A 25165-nucleotide genomic window follows, 5' to 3' on the forward strand; every position below is an offset into this window, starting at 1 on the left:
GTATGGCAAAAAAGAAAACAGTAAAATCTAAATCAGAAACATTAGGTTTTGCAAAATATGTACGTTGGTTTTGGATTCTATTCATAGGTGGTATTTCAGCAATTGTATTATTATTTTTATTCGCGTCTTGGGGGTTTTTAGGTGAAATGCCCGATTATACCAGATTAGAGAATCCTGAAACAAATTTAGCTTCAGAAATTATTTCTTCAAATGATGAAACACTGGGTAAGTTTTATTTTGATGATAATAGAACCCCAATTGGTTTTAATGACTTACCAAAAAATTTGGTAGATGCATTGGTTGCAACAGAAGATATACGATTTTACGAGCACTCCGGTATTGATGGAAGAGGAACTTTAAGAGCTATTTATAAATTAGGTGCTGGTGGTGGAGCAAGTACTGTTTCTCAGCAATTGGCAAAAAATTTATTTACAAAACAGGTTTCTTCAAATATTGTAGAGCGGCTTTCTCAAAAAGTAAGAGAGTGGGTTATTGCTATCCGTTTAGAGCGTCAATATACAAAGGAAGAAATCATTGCTATGTATTTTAACATTGTTGATTTCAACAACAACGCAGATGGTATACGTAGTGCTTCTAGAATATATTTTGGCAAAGAGCCAAGGGATTTAGATATTAAAGAATCTACGATGATTGTTGGGATGTTAAAAAACCCTTCGTTATATAATCCTAGACCTCAAAAAAACCCCGTTGGTGTTAGAAATAGACGGAATGTTGTTTTAGCTCAAATGGCTAAATATGATTACATCACTGAGGAGGTAAAAGATTCTCTTCAAAAAACAGAATTAGATTTAAACTATTCACCAGAATCACATCGCGAAGGTATTGCTACTTATTTTAGAGAGTATCTGAGAGGTTTTATGAAAGATTGGGCTAAAGAAGAAAAGAATATGAAACCAGATGGTAATAAATATAATTTATATACCGATGGTCTTAAAATCTACACAACAATAGATTCTCGAATGCAGAAATATGCCGAAACTGCGGTTGAACAGCATATGTCCAAATTACAAGCAGAGTTTGATAATCAAAATACACCAGATCGTAATAAAACAGCACCGTTCTTAGATCTAAGAGAGTCTGAGGTTACAAACCTATTAAATGACGCGATGAAACGTGGTGAGCGTTGGAGAATACTTAAGAAGCAAGGGAAATCTGATAAAGAGATTCGTGCCTCATTTGATAAACCAATAGATATGAGGGTTTTTAAATGGGTTAACGGTAAGGCTAGTGAAGTAGATACGGTAATGAAACCAATTGACTCTATGCGTTATTATAAATCATTTTTACGTACAGGGATGATGTCAATGGAACCACAAACTGGGCACGTTAAAGCGTGGGTTGGTGGTATAGATTATAGAAATTTTCAATACGATATGGTGAAGCAAGGGAAGCGTCAGGTGGGGTCAACCTTTAAACCTTTTGTTTATGCTACTGCTATAGATCAATTACAATTATCACCATGCGATTATTTCCCAAGAACACAAATTACTATCGCTGCCAATAAATTTGGAAATCCAAAACCTTGGACAACCAAAAACTCCGATAACAATTATTCAGGGGAGCAAACGCTTAAAGATGCTTTGGCAAGTTCTACAAACACTGTTACAGCAAGGTTAATGAACGAAATAGGACCTCAACCTGTTGTAGAGATGGCTAAGAAATTAGGGATTGAACAAGATATTGTGCCTGTACCAGCAATTGCTTTAGGTACAGCAGATATTAGTGTATATGAGATGGTAGCTGCCTATTCTACATTTGCAAATAAAGGAGTGTATAACAAGCCTGTGATGGTAACACGTATTGAGGATAAAAACGGAACAGTTTTATATCAAGTAGCACCAGAAAGTAAAGATGTATTGAGTGAAGAAGTTGCTTATGTTACCGTAAATCTGATGGAAGGGGTTACACAAGCAGGTTCAGGTAAAAGACTTAGACATGATTCTGATTACTTAAAAAACACCAAAATGTATAAAGAAGTTATGACGGGATATCCTTATAAACTTTCAAATCCAATAGCTGGTAAAACAGGAACAACCCAAAACCAAAGTGATGGTTGGTTTATGGGGATGGTACCAAATTTGGTAACAGGTGTTTGGGTTGGAGCAGAAGATAGAGCTGTACACTTTAGAAGCATTACTTACGGTCAAGGTGCATCTATGGCATTACCAATTTGGGGACTTTACATGAAAGCTTGTTATGCAGATGAAACTTTAGATGTATCTACAAGTAGTTTTGAAAAACCAAGAAACTTATCTATTAATATAGATTGCACTGCTAAAGATGAAGGAGATATAGGTGGGCCTAGTAATCCTGAAGATGGTGTTGATTTCGATTTCTAAAAGTTATTAGCGCTCATTATCTATTTAATGATTTTTAATTATTGATTTGGTGCTGATTTTTGTATTTTTAAAATGCAAAAATTAGTACCTATGATTAATAAGAAAGTAGCTAATATCTCTGAAGCACTTAAAGGAGTTTCAGATAATATGACCTTTATGTTCGGTGGTTTTGGGCTATCTGGAATTCCAGAAAATGCCATTGCCCAACTCGTAAAACTAAATATTAAGGGGTTAACCTGTATTTCTAACAATGCAGGAGTTGATGACTTTGGCCTAGGTCTATTATTACAGCAAAAGCAGGTCAAAAAAATGATTTCATCTTATGTAGGAGAGAATGACGAGTTTGAACGTCAAATGCTTTCTGGGGAATTAGATGTTGAGTTAATTCCACAAGGAACCTTAGCTGAGCGTTGTAGAGCTGCGCAATCGGGTTTTCCTGCTATCTACACACCCGCAGGTTACGGTACAGAAGTGGCCGAAGGAAAAGAAACTAGAGAATTTGATGGAAAAATGTATGTCTTAGAACATGCTTTTAAAGCCGACTTTGCTTTTATTAAAGCTTGGAAAGGTGATGCAGCAGGAAATTTAATCTTTAAAGGTACTGCTCGAAACTTTAACCCCAATATGTGTGGTGCTGCCAAAGTAACTGTCGTTGAAGTTGAAGAATTAGTTCCGGTTGGAACATTAGACCCTAACCAGATACACATTCCTGGAATATTTGTTCAACGTATTTTTCAAGGTGAAACATATGAAAAACGGATTGAACAACTTACAATAAGGCAAAGAGCTTAAAGCTTGTCCTTCTTGTTAAGGCGGGCTTTAGCAGCTAGAGTTATAGAATTAATTAAATAGATTTCTGCTTTCGCAGGAATGACAGAAAATATGTTAGACAAAAACGGAATCGCAAGACGCATTGCACAAGAAGTTAAGGATGGTTATTACGTGAACCTAGGAATAGGTATTCCAACTTTGGTAGCCAATTTTGTTAGAGATGATATTGAAGTTGAGTTTCAAAGTGAAAACGGAGTCTTAGGTATGGGGCCATTTCCTTTTGAAGGAGAAGAAGATGCTGATGTAATTAATGCGGGTAAGCAAACAATAACCACATTACCAGGTGCATCTTTTTTTGATTCAGCAACAAGTTTTGGAATGATTAGAGGGCAGCATGTAGATTTAACGATTCTTGGTGCAATGGAAGTCTCTCAGGATGGTGATATAGCAAACTGGAAAATTCCTGGAAAGATGGTAAAAGGAATGGGCGGTGCTATGGATTTGGTGGCAAGTGCAGAAAATATTATTGTTGCTATGATGCATACTAATAGAGCTGGTGAATCTAAATTATTGAAAGAATGCACTTTACCGTTAACGGGTGTAGGCTGTGTAAAGAAGATTGTTACAAACTTGGCAGTTATCGAGGTTACAGCTAAGGGGTTTAAACTCTTAGAACGGGCACCAGGAGTTTCTATAGAAACCATTAAATCTGCTACTGAAGGGGAGCTAATTATTGAAGGTGAAATTCTAGAAATGAATATCTAGTTTATTTCATTAATTAAATTTAAGCTACTATTTTATAGTAGCTATTTTTGTAAGTAATATCTTAATAATATTTTAAAAAAGTTAAAATTTTATGTATTACAACGATTTATAATGTATTTAAGCAGATTATTTTAAAAATAAGTTTCATATTGTAGTCACGAAACAAACAAAGTATTAACCGAAGTTACCATAAACTTAATTTCCTTTTTGCCCCAAACCGACATTGAAATACTGCTTATGAAAACTAAATCAAATTTATCCAAACCTACTTTTACTGAGAATCACGAATTTTCGGTATTGGAAAACACATTAGAATTAATTTCAAATGTGCTTAAATTAACTAAAAAAGTGTTCATGCTATAATCCCTTTGGGATAGCATGAATAAGCTTTTTAGTATAGGCTTGCCTCGGTGAAGCGTATATGGTATCTGCATCTCCGATTTCTTCAATTTTTCCTTTATTCATTACTAATAACTGATCTGCCATATATTTTACAACGGCTAAATCGTGTGATATAAATATATAAGTAAATCCAAATTGTTCCTTTAAATCATTTAACAAGTTTAAAACCTGAGCTTGAACAGAAATGTCTAATGCAGAAACAGACTCATCACAAACAATGAGCTGAGGTTCTAAAGCGATAGTTCTAGCAATACCTACGCGTTGACGTTGACCTCCCGAAAATTCATGAGGATATCGATCAAAAGCAGAAGCGTCTAAACCTACTTTTTCTAAAATTTCAATAACTTTTTCTTTGCGTTCTTTATTTGAAGTTCCAATATTATGAACCTTCATTGGTTCTAAAATAGCATTACCAACGGTTAACCTTGGATTGAGCGAAGCAAATGGATCTTGAAATATAATCTGAATATCTTTTCGTAGCGTTCGCATTTCCGAAGTATTCAAATTTATAATGTCTCTTCCTTTATATAGTATTTGTCCAGAAGTGGCTTTATCTAGCTGTAAAATAGCATTTCCTAAAGTTGATTTTCCGCAACCAGATTCGCCAACCAAACCTATAGTTTCTCCAGGGTAAACTTTAAAGCTTACACCATCTACGGCATTAAATGGTTTATCTTTAGAAAACCACCCGCTTTTAGATATGTACGTTTTTTCAACGTCAATAACTTCTAATAAAGGATCTTGTGCGTATAATTTTTTGTGGTTTTTAGCTCTATCTAATTCAGAAATAATAATTTTACTTACACTATTATTCATGAAATCTGAGATTGTAGGTAATTGTTTCAACCTAAAATCTGTTGATGGTCTAGCGGCAATTAATGCCTTGGTGTAATTGTCTTTTGGCTGATTAAAAATTGTTTCAGTAGTACCTTGTTCTACAATTTCACCTTTATACATTACTAAAACACGATCGGCCAATTCAGAAACTAAAGACAAATCATGAGAAATAAAAAGTACACTCATTTTTGTTTCAGTTTGAATCGTTTTAAGCAATTCTAAAATTTCTTTTTGAACGGTAACATCTAATGCAGTTGTAGGTTCGTCTGCAATTAGTAATTTTGGTTTACAGGCAATTGCCATAGCAATCATAACGCGTTGCTTTTGACCACCTGAAATTTGATGAGGATAGGCTTTATAAATTCGTTTGGGATTAGGTAATTTTACTTTATTAAAAAGATTTAGAACTTCAGTTTTAATTTCTGACGTAGATAATTTAGAATGTTGTTTTAAGATTTCTTCAACTTGTTTACCACAACGCATAGATGGATTTAAAGAACTCATGGGTTCTTGAAAAATCATGGCAATTTCTTTTCCTCTTATGGTTTGAAAGGCTTTATCTGATAGTTCAATTAGGTTCTTATCTTCAAATTGAATAGTACCTGATGTGATTTTCGAAATCTTTTTGGGTAATAATCCTATTAAAGCTAATGAAGAAATCGATTTACCAGAACCAGATTCGCCAACAACAGCTACAATTTCATTTTTATTTATATGAAACGAACTATTATTTATAATCTGCTTTTCAATTTTATCTTTAAAAAACGAAATATTTAAACCTTCAACTTGAAGTAATTTTTGATTTGCCATAAGTAAATGTAGTTCTTTTCTTCAATAGTGCTGAGGTAAAACCGTAAACTGATTTTTCTCGTCTAAAACACGATAATATAATTTTTGTTTTAACAAAATTTTAATAGTTTTAATAAACTTAGTGAGATTTTAACCTTCAAAAATTATGAATTATTATGGTGAAAAATTATTTTAGTAAAGTTTGTGCAGTTTTAATAATGCTCTCTTTTTATCCATTATTTGCTCAAACTAATTTGCAAAAGAAGCAAATAGTAAGTCGTTACAATAAACAATCAATAGACAATTTAAGTAGTAAATTTAATAAAATTGCTAAAGCTGAGAAAGCGATTGCTAAACAAATGGCATTAGTTAATGGTTGGCCGCTTATTATTAAAACTGAGGACTCTTATATGGAACTTCAAAAAGTTTCTTCAGAAGGAAAACCTCTTTATTATAGAACGTTTAACGTTGCAGCGGCTAAATCTACAAGAGTAAATCATTTAAATTCTGGTGGCTCTTTAGGTTTAAGTCTAGATGGGCAAAATATGATTGCCCATGTGTGGGATGGTGGTTTGGCTAGAAGTTCTCATCAAGAGTATGATGGTGCAGGAGGTAATAATCGTTTCTCAATTGGGGATGGTACGACAACCTTGAATTATCATTCTGCTCATGTTACAGGAACTATTATTGCATCGGGTGTAGTTGCAAATGCTAAAGGTATGGCACCTCAGGCGAGTGCCGTTGGCTATGAGTGGAATAATGATCTTTCTGAAGCTACAACTGCAGCAGGAAATGGCATGTTAATCTCTAATCATTCTTATGGTTATGCGGCTCGAAATTCTGCAGGACAAGCACAATTACCTAGTTATTATTTTGGGGGTTATATTACAGATTCTAGAGATTGGGATGAGCTTATGTTTAATGCACCCTATTATCTAATGGTTGTAGCAGCAGGAAATGATGGTTCAGATAATTCAGCAAATAGCTCTCCTTTAGACGGAAATTCGTCTTATGATAAATTGTCTGGTCATGCAACCGCAAAAAATAATATGGTTGTTGCCAATGCAAACGACGCAAATATTGATACTGACGGAAATTTAGTTAGTGTTATAATTAATTCAAGTAGTAGTGAAGGGCCTACGGATGATTATAGAATAAAGCCAGACATTACTGGGAACGGTACATCTGTGTATTCTACATATGATTCTAGCGATTCTGCCTATAATAGTATTACAGGTACTTCTATGGCATCACCAAATATTGCAGGCTCTTTATTGTTATTACAACAACATGCAAATAATCTAACCGGTAGTTATTTAAGAGCATCAACACTAAAGGGGCTTGCGCTTCATACAGCAGATGATGCTGGGTCTAGTGGTCCAGATGCTGTATTTGGTTGGGGCCTAATGAATAGTAAGCGTGCAGCTGAAGCTATTACAAATAATGGAAATGAGTCTAAAGTTGAAGAGTTAACACTATCAAATGGTCAGTCTTATCAGATTACAGTAGACTCAGATGGAATTAATGATTTATATGCTTCAATTTCTTGGACGGATAGAGCAGGTACCGCTACAACAACGGCGAATGCAACTGATTCTAATTTAATTAATGATCTAGATATTAGAGTTACTAAGGGTGGAACAACATATATGCCATGGAGGTTAACAAGTGTAACAACAAATGGGCAAGGTGATAACACTAAAGATCCTTACGAACGTGTTGATGTAGAAAATGCATCAGGAAGTTATACCATTACAATAACACACAAAGGTTCATTGACAGGCGGAAGTCAAAATTATTCATTAATTGTTACTGGGTTATCAGCAAGTCCAGTGGTATGCAACGCTACAACACCAACCGGTTTATCTATTAATGGGTTTGGATCTTCAACGGCAACAGTATCTTGGGATGCCGTAAATGGTACGTCTTATGATTTTAGATATCGTGAGTTAGGAGCATCTGCATGGATTACAACTTCGGTTTCAGGAGCATCAACATCTCTATCTGGTTTGTCTCCAGAAACAGATTATGAAACACAAGTAAGAAGTGTTTGTAGCGATGCTTCGGTATCTTCTTATTCTAACTCTGTTAATTTTACAACTACAGAAGTACAGCTTAACTACTGCACTTCAACAAGTAGCAATGTTAATGATGAGTTTATTAGTCGTGTTCAATTAGGTGCTATTGATAATGTTTCTACAGGTCAATTTTATTCAGATTTTACTAATATTTCTACAAATTTATCTCAAGGGCAAAGTTATACTATAATAGTAACGCCTACATGGACAGGAACAACGTATGCAGAAGGTTATGCTGTTTGGATTGATTACAATAACGACGGTGATTTTTTAGATTCTGGAGAACAAGTTTTGTCTCAGTCAGCTATACAAACATCCCCTGTTAGTGGTAGTTTTACAGTTCCTTCTGGAACCTATTCTGGTAATACTAGAATGCGTATTTCTATGAGTTATAATGCTACTCCTACCGCTTGTCAATCCTTTACATATGGGGAGGTTGAAGATTATACCGTTAATTTAATATCGGGAACTCCGGATATAGTAGCACCAGTTATTACTCTGAATGGGGCATCAATAATTAATTTAGAAATTGGTGATACTTATAATGAGTTAGGAGCAACTGCGACTGATGATATTGATGGAGATTTAACATCCGACATTACTGTAACCGGTGTTGTGAATACTAATATAGCTGGCACTTATACTAAATATTATAATGTAAGCGATGCAGCTGGTAATACCGCCAATCAAGCAGGAAGAACAATTTCTGTAATAGAATCTTCTGAAGCAACATGTTCTGAAGTTGCCCTTTCAATTACGTTTGACAACTATCCTGAAGAAACAGCCTGGAGCGTGAAAGATGCATCTGGTACAATAATAGCATCTGGTGGAACTTATGGGAATCAAGCAGATGAATCTACTTTAAATATTAATGTTGGCTGTTTAGAAGATGGATGTTACGATTTTGAAATTACAGATGTTTATGGGGATGGTATTTGTTGTTCTTATGGTAATGGTTCTTATTCATTATCATTAGATACGGGAATTGTATTAGCTTCTGGAGCATCATTTACAAGCTCTGAGACTACTAACTTCTGTTTAGGAGGTGCTAATTCTAATTTTGATGTCAATCCTGGAGTAGTATCAGATAATCCAAACCAGTATTTTAAAATACACCCAAATCCTGTTAAGCAGAAACTTAGTATTGATTTACTAGGCTATGAAGCACAAACATTTGAAATTAAAAATATGTTAGGTCAAACTATTGTAAAAGGAAGGTATACATCTGTAATTGATGTGTCTAAATTTGATAGTGGTATTTATATTATTCAATTGAATATTGGTGATAAGACCAAAGTGAAGAAATTTATTAAAGATTAGTATCTTTTATAAATGTGTTAGTCTTGAAAGGTCCAGGTTTTTAATCTGGACTTTTTTATTACACGTGTTTTATTTCGTTATTTTGAAGCAATTGCTCTCCTCGTAATCTTAAAAAGATCTGAGCAACTGCAATAGTATCTTTTTCGCAATAGATAACAATGCGGTTGATTTCTTTTGTTTTGTAATAGACTTGGTAAACCTCACTACCGTCAATATCATCTTTTGGTGAAGGAATGCCTAAAACATTAGTCAATAGTTTTAATGAGGTATAAGTTTTATAATCACCAAATTTCCATAATTCTAAAGTGTCTAGGTGTGGCACTTCCCATGGTTTTTTTCCGAATAGATTTAGTTTGTCTGGTAATTCTATACCGTGAATAATCATTCTCCTTGCTATATAAGGAAAATCAAATTCCTTACCGTTGTGAGCGCAAAGCAAATGTTTATTAGAGTTAAAATGTGTGATGAGTAAGGCTTTAAAGTCAGTTAAAATTTTAATTTCATCTCCATAAAACGAAGTCACTCTAAAGCTTCTAAATTTTTCATCTGTTATAAAATACCCAACCGAAATGCATACAATTTTACCAAACTCAGCCCAAATACCTGCTCTGTCATAAAATTCTTCAGCAGTAAACTCTTCTTTCCTTTGGTATCTCGATTTGGCATCCCAAAGGTCTTGTTTTGTACTGTCTAAATCTGAAAAATTTTCTGTTTCAGGAACGGTTTCTATATCTAAAAATAGAATGTTTTCTAGGTTGAGTTTGTTAATCATTTCTTCTTCCCGAAAAATCGGTAATTTTTTAGTTATCTAACATCTTGTAAGCTTCTTCAATATACAAACCGATATCATTCGTAAAGCTTCCAACTCCTGCATCGGGTGATTTTTTATGACCTAATCTTACAATAATAACGTTGTCTTCGGGTTGTACAATTACATATTGACCAAGGTGACCGCGCATCATAAAAAAGTCTTTTCCGATATGGTTTTTTAGCCACCAACCATAACCATATTCTGGACTCTCAGAAAATCTAGGTGTAATAGACTTAGCAACAAAGCTTGAGTCTAATATTTGCTTGCCATTCCATTTTCCATGGTCTTTAAAAAGTTTGCCATATCTAGCAAAATCTTTAGCGTTACTAGCAATACAACAATAGGCTTTTACCAAATCATGATCTTCACTATCTACTTGCCAAAATGTTTCATTTTCTGAGCCTAAAGGCTTCCAAAAGCTTTCTTCTAAATAATTGTAAACTTTCTTTCCTGTAGCTTTCTCAATTACCATGGCTAACATTTGTGTATCACCGCTTGCGTATTTATAGCGCTTACCTGGTTCTGTTTCCATTTCTAAACTATTCATAACTTTAGATAAGTCATCATCAAAATAAGCACGTGTTGTAATAGATAAAGGTGAATAATAGGCTTCATCCCAATTGGTGCCAGAAGCCATGCTAGATAGATCTCCAACGGTCATTTTTGCAGCTCTTCCATCACAGAACGCAGGTAGGAAATCACAAACAGGTTGGTCTATACTTTTTATATAACCCTCTTGAATTGCTTTAAACATTAAGCCAGAAACATAACTTTTTGCCATGGAAAAAGAATTTGTTTTAGAGTCTTCATTGAATCCATCAAAATATTTTTCGAACCAAATACTATCATTTTTAATTATGACATAAGCAATTGTCCCCCAGTCTGAATTGGCTTGTTTAAGATTTTCTGTTGCTTCAATGGCATTATAATTTTTGTGATTTGGCCAAGGCATAGGTTCATCACTTGCTGCAATTTCTTGATTATCAAATTCTTTATAATCTTCTAAAAAGGCTGTTTTATGGCCATTCATGTAGATGGTTCTTACTGCTTTTATGAGGTAATCTGTATCGGTAGCGTATAAAGCGACTACAACCAAAGCGATTAATATAACAATGAATTTTAGAACGTTTTTTAGGAATTTCATTTATAGAGATAGTTTATTTATTAGTTTTTCGTTGGGCTAGTTTTTCTTTATAAAACTGTTTGTTAGCGATATAAAGTGTTTTCTTAAAAGTAGCAATAATATTTTGTTCTTCATCAACAAGATGCATTGTTTTAGTAATGTCTGTTTCTAAATGGGTTGAAATACTTTCTTTTATGTTTACTATTTCTTCTTCATTAAATGTAAACACACCATAAATTGTTGTTTTTCCAGGTCTTTTGTAACGTGCTTCTACGGCTTTGTCCCAAACAACGTAATCATCACCAAGTATTTGAATTAATTGTATCATGTAAATTGGGTCTGTAGCAGCAAGCATGCTACCCCCAAATAATGAACCCGCATAATTCCGGTTTCTCCAATTAAGTTTAAGTCTTATTTTTACATAGTGTAGATCATCACTTACTTCTATAAGTTTTGCTGTTGTCCGTCTGTACATAGGCGACCAATTAAAACCATACTTATAAATAGTTGAGGTTTTAAAAAAACGTTTTAAGAATTCGGTAGCAACTTTGTACATAAATTAAAATAAGGATTGTTGTTTATTTTCACTCTCGTGATTAAGCAACCATTGTTTTCGGTGTAAACCACCTGCATAACCAGTAAGACTTCCGTCGCTTCCAATAACGCGGTGACATGGTATAATGATCCAAAGAGGATTTTTACCATTAGCATTTGCAACAGCTCTAATGGCCTTTGGATCGCCTAATTGTTTAGATAATTGAAGATATGATATGGTTTTTCCTGGAGGAATATTTTGTAAAAGTTTCCATACTTTTTTTTGAAATTCAGTGCCTTCAAGATGTAGATTTAAGTTGAATGTTTTTCGATGACCTTCAAAATAATCTTGAAGTTGATTAACACAATTTTCAAGCTCATGAGGGATTATAGCAGTGATTTGTTCTTCGGAATTTAATACGCTTACTTGAGAAATACCATTTTTATCTCCAACAATTTTTGTGTAACCTAAGGGAGAATTAATGATGCACGAAACCATTTTTTATTCGTTTTCTTTTTTAGCTTTTTCTTCTATAATCCCTAGTTTTTTTGCTCTAGCTTCCCAGCTTTTTCTCGCGAGAGATTGTAAATCTGAAACGTTATCACTTTCATCCATTATTTCTAGACCTAATAGGGTTTCAATAACATCTTCCATCGTTACAATTCCACTAACGGAACCATATTCATCGACCACTAAAGCCATATGATTTCTGCTTTCTACTAGTTTTTCAAATAATTCAGGAATAGGTAAATTACGTTCAATAACAATGATATTTCGTTTAAGATCGGATAGTTTTTTAGATCCGTTATCTAAGGCCATCTCTTTAAAAACTTCATCTTTTAAAACTAAGCTTTGAATGTTATCTGCATCACCAGAAAAAATAGGAATTCTACTAAATCTTAAATTCATATTTTCTTTAAAAAACGCTTCAACCGTCATGTTTTCATCCACAGTTTTCATCACTGTTCTAGGCGTCATTACATCCTTAGCAAAAACCTCTTTAAAGGTCAGCAGGTTTTTAATAATCTTACTTTCGTTTTCTTCAAAAACACCTTCTTCATGTGCGATTTCTGCCATAGCAGCAAAGCTTTCTCTATTTAAAACACTTCCGTGTCCTTTTCCTCCAATGAGTTTTGTTGTTAACTGAAGTAGCCATAAAATACCTGTGTATTTAAGCGGGAATATTAGAATGTTAAGTGCTTTAGATGTAAAATTAGCCAACTGTTTCCAGTATGTTGCACCTATTGTTTTTGGAATAATTTCTGAAGCAACTAAAATTAGAATGGTCATTACGGTAGATACGATAGCTACCATTAAGTCTTCAGTAATAGTAATACCTAAAATAGTTCTTTCTGTGGTGCCATACATTTCAGCATAAGCCACTTTTGCTTGTACACCAACTAAAATAGCACCAACGGTATGTGCAATAGTATTTAATGTTAGGATGGCAATTAAAGGACGATCAACATCTTTTTTTAATTCTTCTAGTTCAGTAGCGTAAACTTTACCTTCTTTCTTTTTAAGATTTATAAACGTAGGAGTTAAGCTTAGTAATACAGCTTCTAAAATAGAACATATAAAAGAAAAGAATATGGATATGACAGCGTAAAAAATGAGTAAGCCCATTAATAAATAAGAGTTTTAGTTAGGGCTAAGTTACAAAATGAATGTTGAATTTCAGAGTTATTTTATTTAGCGTAAAACCTCCTTTCTTTTTAAATTAGTAAGTCTTTTAATTTTATGTAATAAAAAAGTAGGATAAGATAATTATTTATGAATAAAAAAGAAGGGTCATTAACTTAATTGTAGACACATCCTTTTTTGTAAAAACGACTATCTTCCTAATTAAGATAAGCTAAATTATTTTACATCTAAAAATACACCAGCACTAAATGAAGGGTTTGCTGCAATAATTTTTCCGCTTAAAAGAGAAGAATAGTTGAATGAGACACCTAGTTTCTTGTTGATGTAATAAGCCACTTCTGCGCCTAAACCAACATATTCTATATTATTAGCAAATATGCTCCCTTGAGAATTTTGAGCATTTAAACTTCCATTATGTAAGGATTGTATGGTGTTTAGCCTTCCTATTAACCAAAATTTATTTTGAATTAACTGAGTTCCTAATTCTAATCCTGTGGTGAGTTGATCTGAGAAGTTATTGGTTCTATTATTAAACCCGAAATAAACTTTGCTGTAAAAAGATTGGTTATATATTTTGAAGGATTTACCTAAGTTAAGCTGCATTAATTGGTTAAATTCTCCGTCACCAGTTTGAAAACTTCCATCAGATCCACCTTCGCTTTTTCCTGTAGGTAATCCAAATTTTAAAGAAGCAGATAAAGCCCAAGAGTTTTTATTAAAGATGCTGTAGTTAACACCTAAATCTATATCTCCAATAGAATTGACCGCTTCACCTTCGGTTAACACTTGTCCTGTTGTTCTTGAAACGGCATCATTTTGAGTTGTTCTAGAAAAAAAAGGAACATAAGCTATTAAATCCCATTTTTTAGTTAGTCCGTATTGGCCATAAAAGTTGAAATTAAAATTTGTTCTGGTTGCATTTGGGTCTTTTTCACCAGTATCTGTATAATGTTCGTCAGATTCTAAATACCAGGCTGAAACTTTATAATAGCCTTTGCCTTTGTCTTTGGTCCATTGTGCAAAAGAATATTGATAGCTTAAAAGAAGGATAGCTATTGTTGTGATCAATTTTTTTAATGTCATTGTAATAATTTAAATATGGAATTAATCTAATATTTCGCCAGTACCTACTTTTACTCCAAAGGGTTGACACCAATAGAGTAAATACGTATAATCATTAATGTTAGTATCGGGAATGGTGTATGTATGAGCACCATTAAAAACACTAACAGGGCCAACACTATAAGCTCCAGAAATAGAATTAGGATTGTTGGTTAGATATAAGTAAAGTCCAGGTAAGCTAGTTGTAGCTTGGTAGTCGCTATTAACAGAAAGCAGTAGATCGTCAGAGTTTTCTTGCTCTTGAAGTGTAAAAGTACCCGTAAGTAAGTAACTACTAGTTGTTGCGATGGTTCCAGCTTTCACAATGGGTTCTATAATTATAACAGTTCCATCTTCTGTGATGGTTATAGTAAAACTTTCTTCTAAAAAGACATCATTTTCTTGTACAGAAGCAGATATAATGGCGGTTCCTTCAGAAATAGCGGTTAGAAACCCAGAAGAATTAATGGTTATAATATTTGCGTTTGAGCTGGTCCAAGTTACTATTGCTTCTTCTTCAATTCCTATATTGTTAAAATATGCAGTATTTAACTGATAAGTTTCAGGAACAGGTAATGAACTGATAGGATTTAAGATTCTTAATTCAGGCTCTATAAAGTCATTAATAATATCTTCTCCAATACAACTTGTTTGCATAAGGAATAGTGAAACAAATAAAAGCATGTACTTTTTAATCATAAATAATAATTTTATAGAGTAGTTGTCTTTAAAACCTTAAAAGCCTTACAGATAATGTTAAAAAAATACTAATATGTTGTTTTGTAATGCTGAATTAAAACTAAAAAACACTCTTATAATAAATATAAGAGTGTTTTTTTACAAGTGTAAATTATAGATTTTGGCAATGTATTATTGTACTTCTATGAAGTCTTTTTGTTCCTTTAAGTGTATAAATTCCCCATTTTTATATTCAAATTCTCCTTTGTAAGCATAGACTGAATCAATCTGGCAGCAATATGAGAAATCGGTTGCATAGCTATATGATAGTTTATTGGAATTGTTATTATAATTTAGATATTGCTCTGTTTTAATAAAATGTTCTTGAGACAATGATAATTTTCTGCTAGGATTAAAATTACTGTCATTTTGTATTTCGTTGTATTTCGGATACTTATAATCAAACTGGTGATAATTTATTTTATTACCTTCAAATGATATTAAAATAGCTGACTTTGTTGTTTCGGAATAAACGGCTGCTGGTCTCCCAAAGCTTTTTTCCTTTATGAGATATTTTCCATCTGGCATTAGATAAATATTCTCAATATCTGTAAAACCTAAGTTGTTAATTATTTGCCCATTTGCGAATACTATTTCTGAAACCCAATAAGGATTACAGTATGCACCACAAGATTCTCCACGCCCAACAAATACTTTAAATAGGCTGTCTGGAGAAGCATATACTCTGCCTGCAGAGATGCCTTTATCACCATCAAAATAATCAGATAGTAATCTTTTAATTTTTAAATTTGAAAAATCAGTATTTATTGTGTCTAACGTTGAGAAGGCTGTTTTCCTCCAAAAAAGAAGTAAATCTAAAGAGTCCTTATGGGATGTTTTATAGTTTGAATGAATTTCTTCAAAAGGATAGTCTATGAAGGCCTCATTAAGCGATTTTTCATAAACCGATAATTCTTTATTCTTTGATTCTTTTTGGTCTTTGCAGCTAAAAAATAAAGCTAAGATTATAAATGCTATCTGTATTTTCCAATTGTATCTCATAGGTTGTTTAACTTTCTAATATAATATTAGTGTTAGGAACACCGTATTGAGATATGCGTTCTAGAAATGTTATTAGGGCTTTGTTATCTTTAAAATAACCTAAGATGCATAAGCTGTCTTCACCTGTAATACGATCGCAACGTTCTACTTCATTAATGTATTTAATTTGATTATATGCTGTTCTTATGGTACTAGATTGATGAATTTTTAAATTGATATAAGCCCTGACAGTAACACCTAATTTGTCGTGATTTAGCTTTAACGAATAGCCTAAAATAAATCCTTTTTTTTCTAATTGTTTTACACGTTTACCAATGGCCGGAGCTGATAATTCAACAGCTTTACCTATAGTAGCAAATGATTCGCGTGCATTTGTACGTAACATTTTAATGATTTTTTGATCAATAGCATCCATTTTTTGTTTCGAAATTAATTTGTTAATAATTCAAGTGATTCGAAACCAAATATAGGAAAAAGATTCGTTTTAAACTTGATGTTTATTGGTCGTTTAGTAGTTTTACAACATCTTTAGCAAAATAACTTGCAATAATATCACCACCAGCGCGCTTAATTGCAGTCACTTGTTCCATCATCACAGCATCATGATCTAACCATCCTTTTTCAGCTGCAGCTTTTAACATGGCATATTCACCAGAAACTTGATAAACAGCAATAGGGACATTCACTGCATTTTTAATTTCACGGACAATATCTAGATAACATAATCCTGGTTTTACCATTACAATATCTGCACCTTCTTCAATATCTATAAGGGTTTCACGAACGGCTTCTAGTCTATTGCCGTAATCCATTTGATATGTTTTTTTGTCTTTTGGCACATCTACCAAATCAACTGGAGCCGAATCAAGAGCATCTCGAAAAGGACCATAAAAAGCCGAAGCATATTTTGCGGTATAAGCCATAATCCCAGTGTTTTTAAAACCTTCCTGCTCTAGTAACTGACGAATTCTTAAAGTTCTTCCGTCATTCATATCGCTAGGTGCAATAAAATCAGAACCTGCTACGGCATGGCTTAATGCCATTTCTGCTAACACTTTAGAAGATTCATCATTTAATATAATACCATTTTCTACAATACCATCGTGGCCGTAAACAGAATAAGGATCTAAAGCTACATCTGTCATTACTAGCATGCCTGGACATGCATCTTTTACTGCCTTTATAGCACGTTGCATTAATCCATTTGGATTTATAGCCTCTGTACCTTTATTATCTTTTAATTTGTCGTCTACTTTAACAAATAGTAAAACAGATTTTAAACCTAAAGACCATAGTTCTTTTACTTCTTTTTGAAGTGTATCTAAACTAAATCTATAGTAATTTGGCATTGAAGGAATTTCATCCTTAACACCTTTTCCTTCCACCACAAAAAGTGGTACTAAAAAATCGTTTGGTGTGATGTAAGTTTCTCTAACTAAACTTCTAATAGCTTCGCTAGTTCTCAGTCTTCTATTTCTTTGTATTGGAAACATGATTATGTTTTTTATAGACCAGTTTGGTTTTAAAAACCAGACAGGTTTTTAGTTTAAGTTTTATGATTACTTTTAATGCCTACAAAGTTACTCATTATAACCCATTTTATATTGCTAGAAAGCTTAAGACTTTTACAATTTATTTATCCTTGGCGAAGCTATCAGGCAGAACTTTTAAAAGATTTTAATAGTCATATATCAGATCACCATTTTCATGTTATTGCACCTCCCGGTTCTGGAAAAACCATCTTAGGATTAGAGATCATTAGGAAGCTTGGAAAGAAAACTTTAGTCTTAGCGCCAACATTAACCATAAGGAACCAATGGGAAAACAGATTGCGGTCTTTTTTTACGAAAAATGCTAATTTCGAAGCTTTTTCTTTCGATTTAAAAGCGCCTAGCGACATTACTTTCTCTACCTACCAGTCCCTTCATGCCTTTTATAAGGCATTTGAGGATAAAGAAGACTATTATAAATTTTTTAAAAAACATAAGATTGAAACCATTGTTTTAGACGAAGCACACCATTTAAAAAATGCGTGGTGGACTTGTTTAATGGACTTAAAAAAGAATTCTGATTTCTATATTGTGGCACTTACGGCTACGCCTCCTTATGATAGTAGTAGGGCAGAGGTTTCTAAATATTTTACTCTTTGTGGTGAAGTTGATGATGAAATTGCTGTTCCAGATTTAGTGCGCGAAAAAGATTTAAGTCCCCATCAGGATTTTGTGTATTTCTCAAAACCTGAAGATTTAGAGATCAATTTTATTGTAGATTACCGAAGAGATATTGCTAATTTTAAAGATGAATTATTAAAGGATGAAGATTTTATTTCTTTTTTAGTCAATCATCGTTTTTATAAAAACCCAAATTGGCATCTAGATGAGCTTTATACTAACACCGAATATTTTTCTTCAATTCTCATTTTTTTATATGCTTGTGGATTTGGTATTGATCATCAAAAATTAGAAGTTTTAGGGTTTGCTAAACAAGAAATAATTCAGTTTCCTGAACTCGATTTACATTGGCTTGGAATTTTATTTCAATGTTTGTTAGTTTCTGATAGAGAGCAGCTTATTGATAAAGAAGATTATCTTTTAAAGCTAGAAAAACAATTACGACGACTTCATGTTTTTGAAAAAAAATCAATAGATTTTATAGGTGAACAATTATTGTATAAATCCCTTTCTAACAGTCCTAGTAAACTTAAAAGTATTGTGAGTATTGTTAACGCAGAACGGGTAAGTTTAAAAGCCGATTTACGATGTGTTATTCTTACAGATTACATTCGGAAAGAGTTTTTAAATGTTACAGATGAAGGCATAAAGAATATTAGCAAAATTGGAGTACTTCCTATTTTTCAATATGTAAGGCATTATTGTCAAAAACCAGAGGAATTAGCAGTGCTTTCTGGAAGTATTGTTATTATACATCAGTCTATTTTAGAGATGTTTGAAACGATTGAAGCTTTAGATAGTTTTAGCTTTTTGCCATTACAAACAGACGCTTCGTTTTTATTGGTTAGTGCTAAAGGGAAGTCAAATACTTCTATAGTAAGCATCATTACGCAACTTTTTGAAGCCGGATATATTAAAGTCCTCATTGGTACAAAATCTTTATTAGGAGAGGGTTGGGATGCACCTTCTATAAATAGCTTAATTCTGGCTTCTTTTATAGGTTCGTTTGTGTCTTCTAATCAAATGCGTGGTCGAGCCATTCGGAAAGATGCAAATCAACCTAATAAAACCGGAAATATTTGGCATTTGGCTTGTGTAGATCCTACAGTTTTAGATGGCGGAAAAGAAGTCGATACACTAAAACGTCGTTTTGAGGCTTTTGTTGGTGTCACTAATAGTACCATTCCGTTTATTTCAAATGGTTTTGAACGTTTAGATATTCCTGATGAAATTCCTATAGATACTATTGAAACTTTAAATGAAACTACTTTAAACCACGCAACGAAACGTGTTTTAGTTACTGAAAAGTGGAATAAGGCCATTGGAAAAGGAACAAAATTAACCAAAGAGGTTAAGATTTTACATTCTGGAAACCGCCCTTTTCAGGCACAAAAGCAAATCTATTATTTTGATGTGCTTCGGTTTTTTGTAGTCGAATTATTTTTTACGGTGCTTCTCTTTTATTTTGAATTTGTTGTGGAAAGTTTCCATCTCATTCTGCAACGTGGTTTTTACTACTTTATTTATACATTTTTAGCAGCCTTTGTTTTTGGGTTTGGTTACAAGTTTTATAAAGCTTTAAAACTGTATATACGGCATGGTTATCTTTATAAAAAGATAGGTAAAATGGGATTAACAATTTTAGATACATTGCACGAACTTGGTTATTTAACGTCTAATAGAGACGCTATTAGTGTAAATTCTTATTTATTAGGAAAAGGAGATGTAGTTTGCAATTTGGTTGGTGCTAATGCTCTTGAAAATTCCTTGTTTGCTAAAGCATTAAGTCAACTTCTAGAACCAATTGAATCTCCTAGATATTTAATTATTAAAACGAATGTATTACGAAAGCGTTTTGATGTAGAGAATTTTTATCCTGTTCCTGAATTATTTGGTGATAAAAAGGAAAATGCTTTGGTGTTTCAGAAGCATTGGAATACTTATTTAGGAAAAACAAAACTCTTATTTACAAGAAGTGTAGAGGGGAGAAAGTTATTGTTAAAAGCAAGATTATATCATGTGTATAATGCTTTTAAGGAAGTAACTAAAGAAGTTATGGTTTGGAAATAGTTTATTAAGGTGTAGACTCAAATAATAGATCTGTTAGGTTTTTTTGAAGCCTGTAAGGGTTTAACTTGTTTACTGACTTAAACCTAGGTAAAACCATTGCTCATTTTCTTTTACAAAAGCTGATTTTTCGTGTATAATATCTACTTTTCCATTTTCAAAGAAATAAGCATTAAAAGTTACGGTGCCTTCTGTATCGTTTTCCGATCCTTTGGTAGTTTCTAAGACTTCTAATCTAATCCATTGTACCGATTTTGCCCATTTTACAATGGCTTTTTTCTCTTTTATTTGTCGTGTAGATTTGTGGTGTGTTGCCATTAAATAATCACCATTAGCTAAAACAAATGCGCTATAGCGAGAACGCATAAGTTGTTCGGCAGTGTCTGTTTTTCCATGGTTTAAATGAAAAATTTCACAGCATTCTTGGTAGGTTTTGTGGTTTCCGCAATGGCAGTTCATCGTTTGTAATATTACTATTTTGAGACCTGCTAGGTTTGATAAACCTGCAAGGTCTAACATAAGTTTATTTAGGGTGTAGTGGTTTTTATTTTAGGTATTAAGATGCTTATTATACCCAGCCCACAGGGGTTTGTAACACTTTAATCAGTTTCTCTTCTTCGCTTCCAAGTTCAGGGTTATGATCATAAACCCATTGCACATGTGGTGGTAAACTCATCAGAATACTTTCTATTCGTCCATTGGTTTTTAACCCAAATAGTGTGCCTTTATCATGTACTAAATTAAATTCTACATAACGACCACGGCGTATTTCTTGCCAATCGCGCTGAGTTTTGGTATATTCTAAAGTTTTTCGTTTTTCAACAATGGGTACATAAGCCTCTAAGAAACTATCGCCTACTTCGGTTACAAAATCGTACCAGTTCTGCATGTCCATTTCTTCGGTAGCTTTGCAATAATCAAAGAATAATCCACCAATACCACGGCCTTCATTTCGGTGTGCATTATGGAAATATTCATCGCAACGTGCCTTATATTTTGGGTAAAATTCAGAGTTGTGTTTGTCGCAAGCTGTTTTGCATGTCTGGTGGAAGTGTTTTGCATCTTCTTCAAACAAATAATAAGGTGTTAAATCTTGTCCACCACCAAACCATTGATCTACGATGTTACCTTCCTTGTCATACATTTCAAAATAACGCCAATTCGCATGTACTGTTGGAACCATTGGATTTGTTGGGTGTAAGACCAAACTTAAGCCACAGGCAAAAAAATCAGCATCTTCCACTCCAAAATACTTCTGCATACTGTCTGGTAATTTACCATGAACACCAGAAATATTAACACCTCCTTTTTCAAAAACAGCACCATTTTCTATAACACGTGTTCTTCCACCGCCACCTTCTGGACGTTCCCAAACATCTTCTTGAAATTTAACTTTACCATCGACTTCTTCTAATTTAGAAGTGATGGTGTCTTGTAATTGATGTATGTATTTAAAGAATTTGTTTTTCAAAATAAATTATTTATATCGTTCGTATAACTCCATATCTAAAGATTTTTTGTCTTTTGGAGTAAACTCATTTAACAATGTTTTTTGCCACTTAAAATTATTGTTTAAAGCGACCTTTATACTCGGTAAATTAGTTTTATTTACTATAATTTGAAGTGTTTCTAATCCTAAACGATTAAAAGCATATTGAGATAAATGGTGAATGGCTTTAGAGGTTAATCCTTGCGCTGCAAAAGGGTAACCAATGCAGTAGGCAAATTCTCCTTGCTTGATGCCCCAATCGAGTTCTTTGATGTAAATAAGTCCTGCGAGTTCTCTTGTTTCAGAATGTTTTAAAGTGAAAACAAACGTTGCTTTTTCTTCAAACTGTTTTGTCATCTTTTCAACAAATAATTGAGATAAGGTTGGGTTTAGGTTTTGCTCTAAAGTTTTAGGGAAATAAAGTTTTAATCGGTCTTTGTTGGCGATCATGAAATTACAAATTTTCCACGCATCTTTTTTATGGATGGGATTGATTTCAAAATCATTAAATTTTGCTGTCATCTTTATGTATTAAGATGTTTAGGTGTTTCAAAACCATTTGTAGGCCGAACTATTAGATTTTCACTTTCTAAAAGCTCAACAGTTTTTAATGTGGCAGCTGTTACACTCAATGGCAATACGATAATAACACCAATAAAAGGAATGAATAAAAATAACATAAAAACAATACCATTTCCTATGGCAACACCTCTATGTTTTCTTACAAACTGTAGACTTTTTTTATACTTAAAATGACGTTCTAAGGTGTAATCCATATTTCCAAAACCAGCATAGTAAGCTTGCACTAAAAATAATATAATTGTAGCTGCTATATTTCCTATTAGTGGTATAAAATTCAATAATAAAATAGGAATAGTAACAAGTAGTTCTTTTCCTAAATTTCTAACATTGATACGTATACCTCTCCATAATTGCTCTTGGAAAGAGGTGTTTCGATGACTATGTCTGTCAACTCCAGTTATGTGTTCTTCAATTTTTTCTGAAACAGGACTCATAAATGGTGAAGATAATGCCATAATGATATGCTTATATAGGATTAAGCCTATAGCCACGATCATTATTGCTCCAATAAAGGTCGAAATAGTTGTAAAAGTTTCTTTTCCCCACTCCCAAACCCATGCTTTAGCTATAAAACGTCCCATGTTATCTGAAAGACCATAAGCAGATATTCCAATTATGGTAGCAGTAATAATGCTGATAAGCACAGGTATTGCAAAATATTTCCAAAGTTTTAATTTTGAAATTAAAGCGAAACACCCAGAATAGGCTTTTACACCTCTTAATATGTTATTGATCATATTATAGTTTTATTTAGCGATACTTAAAAGACGCTAATACGTATTTTAAGTTACAATAATTGAGTAAGTATTAAACTTATTCTGCTTTATATTCTTTAACGGCATCGATAAATGCTTTGGCATTTTCTAAAGGGATGTTGGGTAAAATACCGTGTCCTAAATTAACGATGTATTTATCTTTTCCAAATTCGTTAATCATTTGATGTACCATCTTTTTAATTTCAGCAGGTGGCGAAAATAAACGTGTTGGATCAAAATTACCTTGTAAGGTTATATTTCCTCCTGTTAAGTAACGTGCGTTTTTAGGAGAGCATGTCCAATCAACTCCTAAAGCAGAAGCGCCAGATTTTGCCATGGTGTCTAAAGCAAACCAACATCCTTTTCCAAAGGCAATTACAGGTGCATCGTCTTTTAGAGCATCAATAATTTGTTGCATATATTGCCATGAAAATTCTTGATAATCTACTGGAGATAACATACCTCCCCAAGAATCGAATATTTGTACAGCATTACAACCTGCTTTTACTTTTTCTTTAAGATAAGCAATAGTTGTATCCGTAATTTTTTGTAACAATCCATGAGCGGCTATAGGATTTGTAAAACAAAACTCTTTAGCTTTATCAAAGTTTTTAGAGCCTTGTCCTTGTACACAATAACAAAGAATTGTCCATGGTGAACCTGCAAAACCAATTAAAGGAATCTCATCATTCAATTTTTCCTTGGTAGCTTTTACAGCTTCATAAACATAGTTTAAAGCCACTTTTACATCTGGAACAATAACATTATCGACATCTTTTTGAGAACGAATAGGATTTGGTAAATATGGACCGAAATTTGGTTTCATTTCTACCTCGATATTCATAGCTTGTGGAATTACTAAAATATCTGAAAACAAAATAGCAGCATCCATACCGTAACGACGAATAGGTTGTATGGTAATTTCACTTGCTAACTCTGGTGTTTGGCAGCGTGTAAAAAAATCATATTTTGCTTTAATTTCCATAAATTCTGGTAAATAACGTCCTGCTTGACGCATCATCCAAACTGGAGGGCGTTCTACAGTTTCCCCTTTTAATGCTCTTAAAAATAAATCGTTCTTAATCATGTTATATATTTTTGTTTCTTAAGTCGTATTCCTCTTGTCCTACGCAATAATTCTCTATGTCTTTATTATTTCCATAAACAACTAAAGTGTCATGTTCTTTTACTATAGTCTCTGAATTTATACGACCTATGCTTTCTTTAATTATATGTTTTTTACCTATTAAATTATGTTTTTCCCTTTCGCGAATAATAGTAATTAATGTCAGTTTATATTTATTTGTGGTGTCTAATTCTTTTAAAGTTTTACCAAAGAAATCTTTTTTTGCTTTCACTTCTGAAATGGTGAAATTATTATCTAATTGATAGTTTTCTAAAGTAGATTTAAAATTTAGTTGTTGTGTTAAGCGTTTTGCAGAATCTTGTTCTGGATGAATAATACTATTAACTCCCATAGCTTCTAAAACAGTATCGTGAATAGGTGAAATGGCACGGCTAATGATTCTTGCATCGCAAAGTTTTTTAACAATCGCTGTAGTAATAATTGCTGCACCTTCATTTTCACCTATGGCTACAACAACTAAATTTGCATCCTTTAAAGGAACAGCATCGTAAGCCAATTCATTAGTAGAATCCATACAAATAGCGTGAGAAACTTGGTCTTTTAACCAGTTAATTTTCTCCATTTCTTTGTCTATTACAATAACTTCGTTGCCTGTTTCTGTTAGACTTAAAGCTAAAGCATTCCCAAAATTTCCAAGTCCAATAACAATTACTTTCATCTTTATATAATTATATACTC

At 33.1% G+C, this 25165-nt stretch carries 22 protein-coding genes; 5 read left to right on the top strand and 17 right to left on the bottom strand.

Going from position 1 to position 25165, the window contains the following annotated elements; translation table 11 throughout:
• Nucleotides 1-2 precede the first annotated feature (2 nt).
• From HM985_RS06955 to HM985_RS06965, 3 genes are all read left to right on the top strand, one after another.
• Nucleotides 3-2360: a penicillin-binding protein 1A gene (locus HM985_RS06955; protein WP_179375540.1), complete on the top strand. Its 2358-nt coding sequence runs from the start codon at nt 3-5 to the stop codon at nt 2358-2360.
• A 90-nt stretch (nt 2361-2450) separates the two neighbouring features.
• Nucleotides 2451-3152 carry a CoA transferase subunit A gene (locus HM985_RS06960; RefSeq protein ID WP_179375541.1) on the top strand — a complete coding sequence of 234 codons (702 nt, stop codon included), beginning with the start codon at nt 2451-2453 and terminating at the stop codon, nt 3150-3152.
• A 90-nt stretch (nt 3153-3242) separates the two neighbouring features.
• Nucleotides 3243-3896 carry a CoA transferase subunit B gene (locus tag HM985_RS06965; protein ID WP_179375631.1) on the top strand — a complete coding sequence of 218 codons (654 nt, stop codon included), beginning with the start codon at nt 3243-3245 and terminating at the stop codon, nt 3894-3896.
• Between the two features lie 357 nt (nt 3897-4253).
• Here the strand turns inward: HM985_RS06965 and HM985_RS06970 are convergent, their stop codons facing one another.
• Nucleotides 4254-5945, bottom strand: coding sequence for an ABC transporter ATP-binding protein (locus HM985_RS06970; RefSeq protein ID WP_179375542.1), 1692 nt, complete (start codon nt 5943-5945; stop codon nt 4254-4256).
• 155 nt (nt 5946-6100) lie between these two features.
• Here HM985_RS06970 and HM985_RS06975 point away from each other — a divergent pair, with 155 nt between their 5' ends.
• A complete protein-coding gene (locus HM985_RS06975; RefSeq protein WP_179375543.1) occupies nt 6101-9322 on the top strand; it encodes a S8 family serine peptidase in 3222 nt (1073 codons plus the stop codon).
• A 58-nt stretch (nt 9323-9380) separates the two neighbouring features.
• Here HM985_RS06975 and HM985_RS06980 read toward each other — a convergent pair whose 3' ends face one another.
• From HM985_RS06980 to hemB, 10 genes are all read right to left on the bottom strand, one after another.
• Nucleotides 9381-10094 (bottom strand): 3'-5' exonuclease, encoded by a 714-nt coding sequence (locus HM985_RS06980; protein WP_179375544.1) that lies wholly within the window; start codon nt 10092-10094, stop codon nt 9381-9383.
• A 28-nt stretch (nt 10095-10122) separates the two neighbouring features.
• Entirely contained in the window at nt 10123-11277 is a 1155-nt protein-coding gene (locus tag HM985_RS06985; protein ID WP_179375545.1) for a serine hydrolase domain-containing protein, read from the bottom strand.
• Between the two features lie 13 nt (nt 11278-11290).
• Nucleotides 11291-11812, bottom strand: coding sequence for a PaaI family thioesterase (locus HM985_RS06990; protein ID WP_179375546.1), 522 nt, complete (start codon nt 11810-11812; stop codon nt 11291-11293).
• A gap of 3 nt (nt 11813-11815) precedes the next feature.
• Nucleotides 11816-12289 (bottom strand): methylated-DNA--[protein]-cysteine S-methyltransferase, encoded by a 474-nt coding sequence (locus HM985_RS06995; RefSeq protein ID WP_179375547.1) that lies wholly within the window; start codon nt 12287-12289, stop codon nt 11816-11818.
• Between the two features lie 3 nt (nt 12290-12292).
• Nucleotides 12293-13417 carry a CNNM domain-containing protein gene (locus tag HM985_RS07000; RefSeq protein ID WP_179375548.1) on the bottom strand — a complete coding sequence of 375 codons (1125 nt, stop codon included), beginning with the start codon at nt 13415-13417 and terminating at the stop codon, nt 12293-12295.
• A 234-nt stretch (nt 13418-13651) separates the two neighbouring features.
• Nucleotides 13652-14518: a hypothetical protein gene (locus tag HM985_RS07005; RefSeq protein ID WP_179375549.1), complete on the bottom strand. Its 867-nt coding sequence runs from the start codon at nt 14516-14518 to the stop codon at nt 13652-13654.
• A 21-nt stretch (nt 14519-14539) separates the two neighbouring features.
• A complete protein-coding gene (locus tag HM985_RS07010; protein ID WP_179375550.1) occupies nt 14540-15235 on the bottom strand; it encodes a hypothetical protein in 696 nt (231 codons plus the stop codon).
• Between the two features lie 171 nt (nt 15236-15406).
• The gene (locus HM985_RS07015) at nt 15407-16276 is read right to left on the bottom strand and encodes a hypothetical protein (protein ID WP_179375551.1); all 870 of its coding nucleotides are present in this window, start codon (nt 16274-16276) and stop codon (nt 15407-15409) included.
• A 7-nt stretch (nt 16277-16283) separates the two neighbouring features.
• A complete protein-coding gene (locus HM985_RS07020; protein ID WP_262886515.1) occupies nt 16284-16691 on the bottom strand; it encodes an Lrp/AsnC family transcriptional regulator in 408 nt (135 codons plus the stop codon).
• An 82-nt stretch (nt 16692-16773) separates the two neighbouring features.
• Nucleotides 16774-17769 (bottom strand): porphobilinogen synthase, encoded by a 996-nt coding sequence (hemB, locus tag HM985_RS07025; RefSeq protein ID WP_179375552.1) that lies wholly within the window; start codon nt 17767-17769, stop codon nt 16774-16776.
• A gap of 75 nt (nt 17770-17844) precedes the next feature.
• On the opposite strand from hemB, the gene HM985_RS07030 reads away from it, so the two are divergent.
• On the top strand, nt 17845-20517 hold the full coding sequence (locus tag HM985_RS07030; RefSeq protein ID WP_179375553.1) for a DEAD/DEAH box helicase family protein: 2673 nt from the start codon (nt 17845-17847) through the stop codon (nt 20515-20517).
• Between the two features lie 69 nt (nt 20518-20586).
• Here the strand turns inward: HM985_RS07030 and HM985_RS07035 are convergent, their stop codons facing one another.
• The 6 genes from HM985_RS07035 to HM985_RS07060 form a co-directional block, all read right to left on the bottom strand.
• Entirely contained in the window at nt 20587-21033 is a 447-nt protein-coding gene (locus tag HM985_RS07035) for a YchJ family protein (RefSeq protein ID WP_246284966.1), read from the bottom strand.
• A 49-nt stretch (nt 21034-21082) separates the two neighbouring features.
• Complete coding sequence (hemF, locus tag HM985_RS07040) at nt 21083-21985, bottom strand: oxygen-dependent coproporphyrinogen oxidase (RefSeq protein WP_179375554.1); 903 nt, start codon at nt 21983-21985, stop codon at nt 21083-21085.
• A 6-nt stretch (nt 21986-21991) separates the two neighbouring features.
• On the bottom strand, nt 21992-22525 hold the full coding sequence (locus tag HM985_RS07045; RefSeq protein WP_179375555.1) for a GNAT family N-acetyltransferase: 534 nt from the start codon (nt 22523-22525) through the stop codon (nt 21992-21994).
• 2 nt (nt 22526-22527) lie between these two features.
• Complete coding sequence (locus HM985_RS07050; RefSeq protein ID WP_179375556.1) at nt 22528-23322, bottom strand: EI24 domain-containing protein; 795 nt, start codon at nt 23320-23322, stop codon at nt 22528-22530.
• A 76-nt stretch (nt 23323-23398) separates the two neighbouring features.
• Nucleotides 23399-24427: a uroporphyrinogen decarboxylase gene (hemE, locus tag HM985_RS07055; RefSeq protein WP_179375557.1), complete on the bottom strand. Its 1029-nt coding sequence runs from the start codon at nt 24425-24427 to the stop codon at nt 23399-23401.
• Between the two features lies 1 nt (nt 24428).
• A complete protein-coding gene (locus tag HM985_RS07060) occupies nt 24429-25145 on the bottom strand; it encodes a potassium channel family protein (protein WP_179375558.1) in 717 nt (238 codons plus the stop codon).
• Nucleotides 25146-25165 lie beyond the last annotated feature (20 nt).

Source organism: Winogradskyella wichelsiae (assembly GCF_013403925.1).
GTDB classification, from domain to species: domain Bacteria; phylum Bacteroidota; class Bacteroidia; order Flavobacteriales; family Flavobacteriaceae; genus Winogradskyella; species Winogradskyella wichelsiae.

Excerpts from the sequence above, each read along its gene's own strand:
- HM985_RS07020 (WP_262886515.1), bottom strand. The coding sequence starts at position 16,691 with ATGGATGCTATTGATCAAAAAATCATTAAAATGTTACGTACAAATGCA.
- HM985_RS07005 (WP_179375549.1), bottom strand. The coding sequence starts at position 14,518 with ATGACATTAAAAAAATTGATCACAACAATAGCTATCCTTCTTTTAAGC.
- HM985_RS06970 (WP_179375542.1), bottom strand. The coding sequence starts at position 5,945 with ATGGCAAATCAAAAATTACTTCAAGTTGAAGGTTTAAATATTTCGTTT.
- HM985_RS06980 (WP_179375544.1), bottom strand. The coding sequence starts at position 10,094 with ATGATTAACAAACTCAACCTAGAAAACATTCTATTTTTAGATATAGAA.
- hemB (WP_179375552.1), bottom strand. The coding sequence starts at position 17,769 with ATGTTTCCAATACAAAGAAATAGAAGACTGAGAACTAGCGAAGCTATT.
- HM985_RS07010 (WP_179375550.1), bottom strand. The coding sequence starts at position 15,235 with ATGATTAAAAAGTACATGCTTTTATTTGTTTCACTATTCCTTATGCAA.
- HM985_RS07035 (WP_246284966.1), bottom strand. The coding sequence starts at position 21,033 with ATGTTAGACCTTGCAGGTTTATCAAACCTAGCAGGTCTCAAAATAGTA.
- HM985_RS07050 (WP_179375556.1), bottom strand. The coding sequence starts at position 23,322 with ATGATCAATAACATATTAAGAGGTGTAAAAGCCTATTCTGGGTGTTTC.
- HM985_RS06995 (WP_179375547.1), bottom strand. The coding sequence starts at position 12,289 with ATGGTTTCGTGCATCATTAATTCTCCCTTAGGTTACACAAAAATTGTT.
- HM985_RS07045 (WP_179375555.1), bottom strand. The coding sequence starts at position 22,525 with ATGACAGCAAAATTTAATGATTTTGAAATCAATCCCATCCATAAAAAA.
- HM985_RS06990 (WP_179375546.1), bottom strand. The coding sequence starts at position 11,812 with ATGTACAAAGTTGCTACCGAATTCTTAAAACGTTTTTTTAAAACCTCA.
- HM985_RS06960 (WP_179375541.1), top strand. The coding sequence starts at position 2,451 with ATGATTAATAAGAAAGTAGCTAATATCTCTGAAGCACTTAAAGGAGTT.
- HM985_RS07030 (WP_179375553.1), top strand. The coding sequence starts at position 17,845 with ATGCCTACAAAGTTACTCATTATAACCCATTTTATATTGCTAGAAAGC.
- HM985_RS07015 (WP_179375551.1), bottom strand. The coding sequence starts at position 16,276 with ATGAGATACAATTGGAAAATACAGATAGCATTTATAATCTTAGCTTTA.
- HM985_RS06955 (WP_179375540.1), top strand. The coding sequence starts at position 3 with ATGGCAAAAAAGAAAACAGTAAAATCTAAATCAGAAACATTAGGTTTT.
- HM985_RS07000 (WP_179375548.1), bottom strand. The coding sequence starts at position 13,417 with ATGGGCTTACTCATTTTTTACGCTGTCATATCCATATTCTTTTCTTTT.
- HM985_RS06965 (WP_179375631.1), top strand. The coding sequence starts at position 3,243 with ATGTTAGACAAAAACGGAATCGCAAGACGCATTGCACAAGAAGTTAAG.
- hemE (WP_179375557.1), bottom strand. The coding sequence starts at position 24,427 with ATGATTAAGAACGATTTATTTTTAAGAGCATTAAAAGGGGAAACTGTA.
- HM985_RS06975 (WP_179375543.1), top strand. The coding sequence starts at position 6,101 with ATGGTGAAAAATTATTTTAGTAAAGTTTGTGCAGTTTTAATAATGCTC.
- HM985_RS07060 (WP_179375558.1), bottom strand. The coding sequence starts at position 25,145 with ATGAAAGTAATTGTTATTGGACTTGGAAATTTTGGGAATGCTTTAGCT.
- HM985_RS06985 (WP_179375545.1), bottom strand. The coding sequence starts at position 11,277 with ATGAAATTCCTAAAAAACGTTCTAAAATTCATTGTTATATTAATCGCT.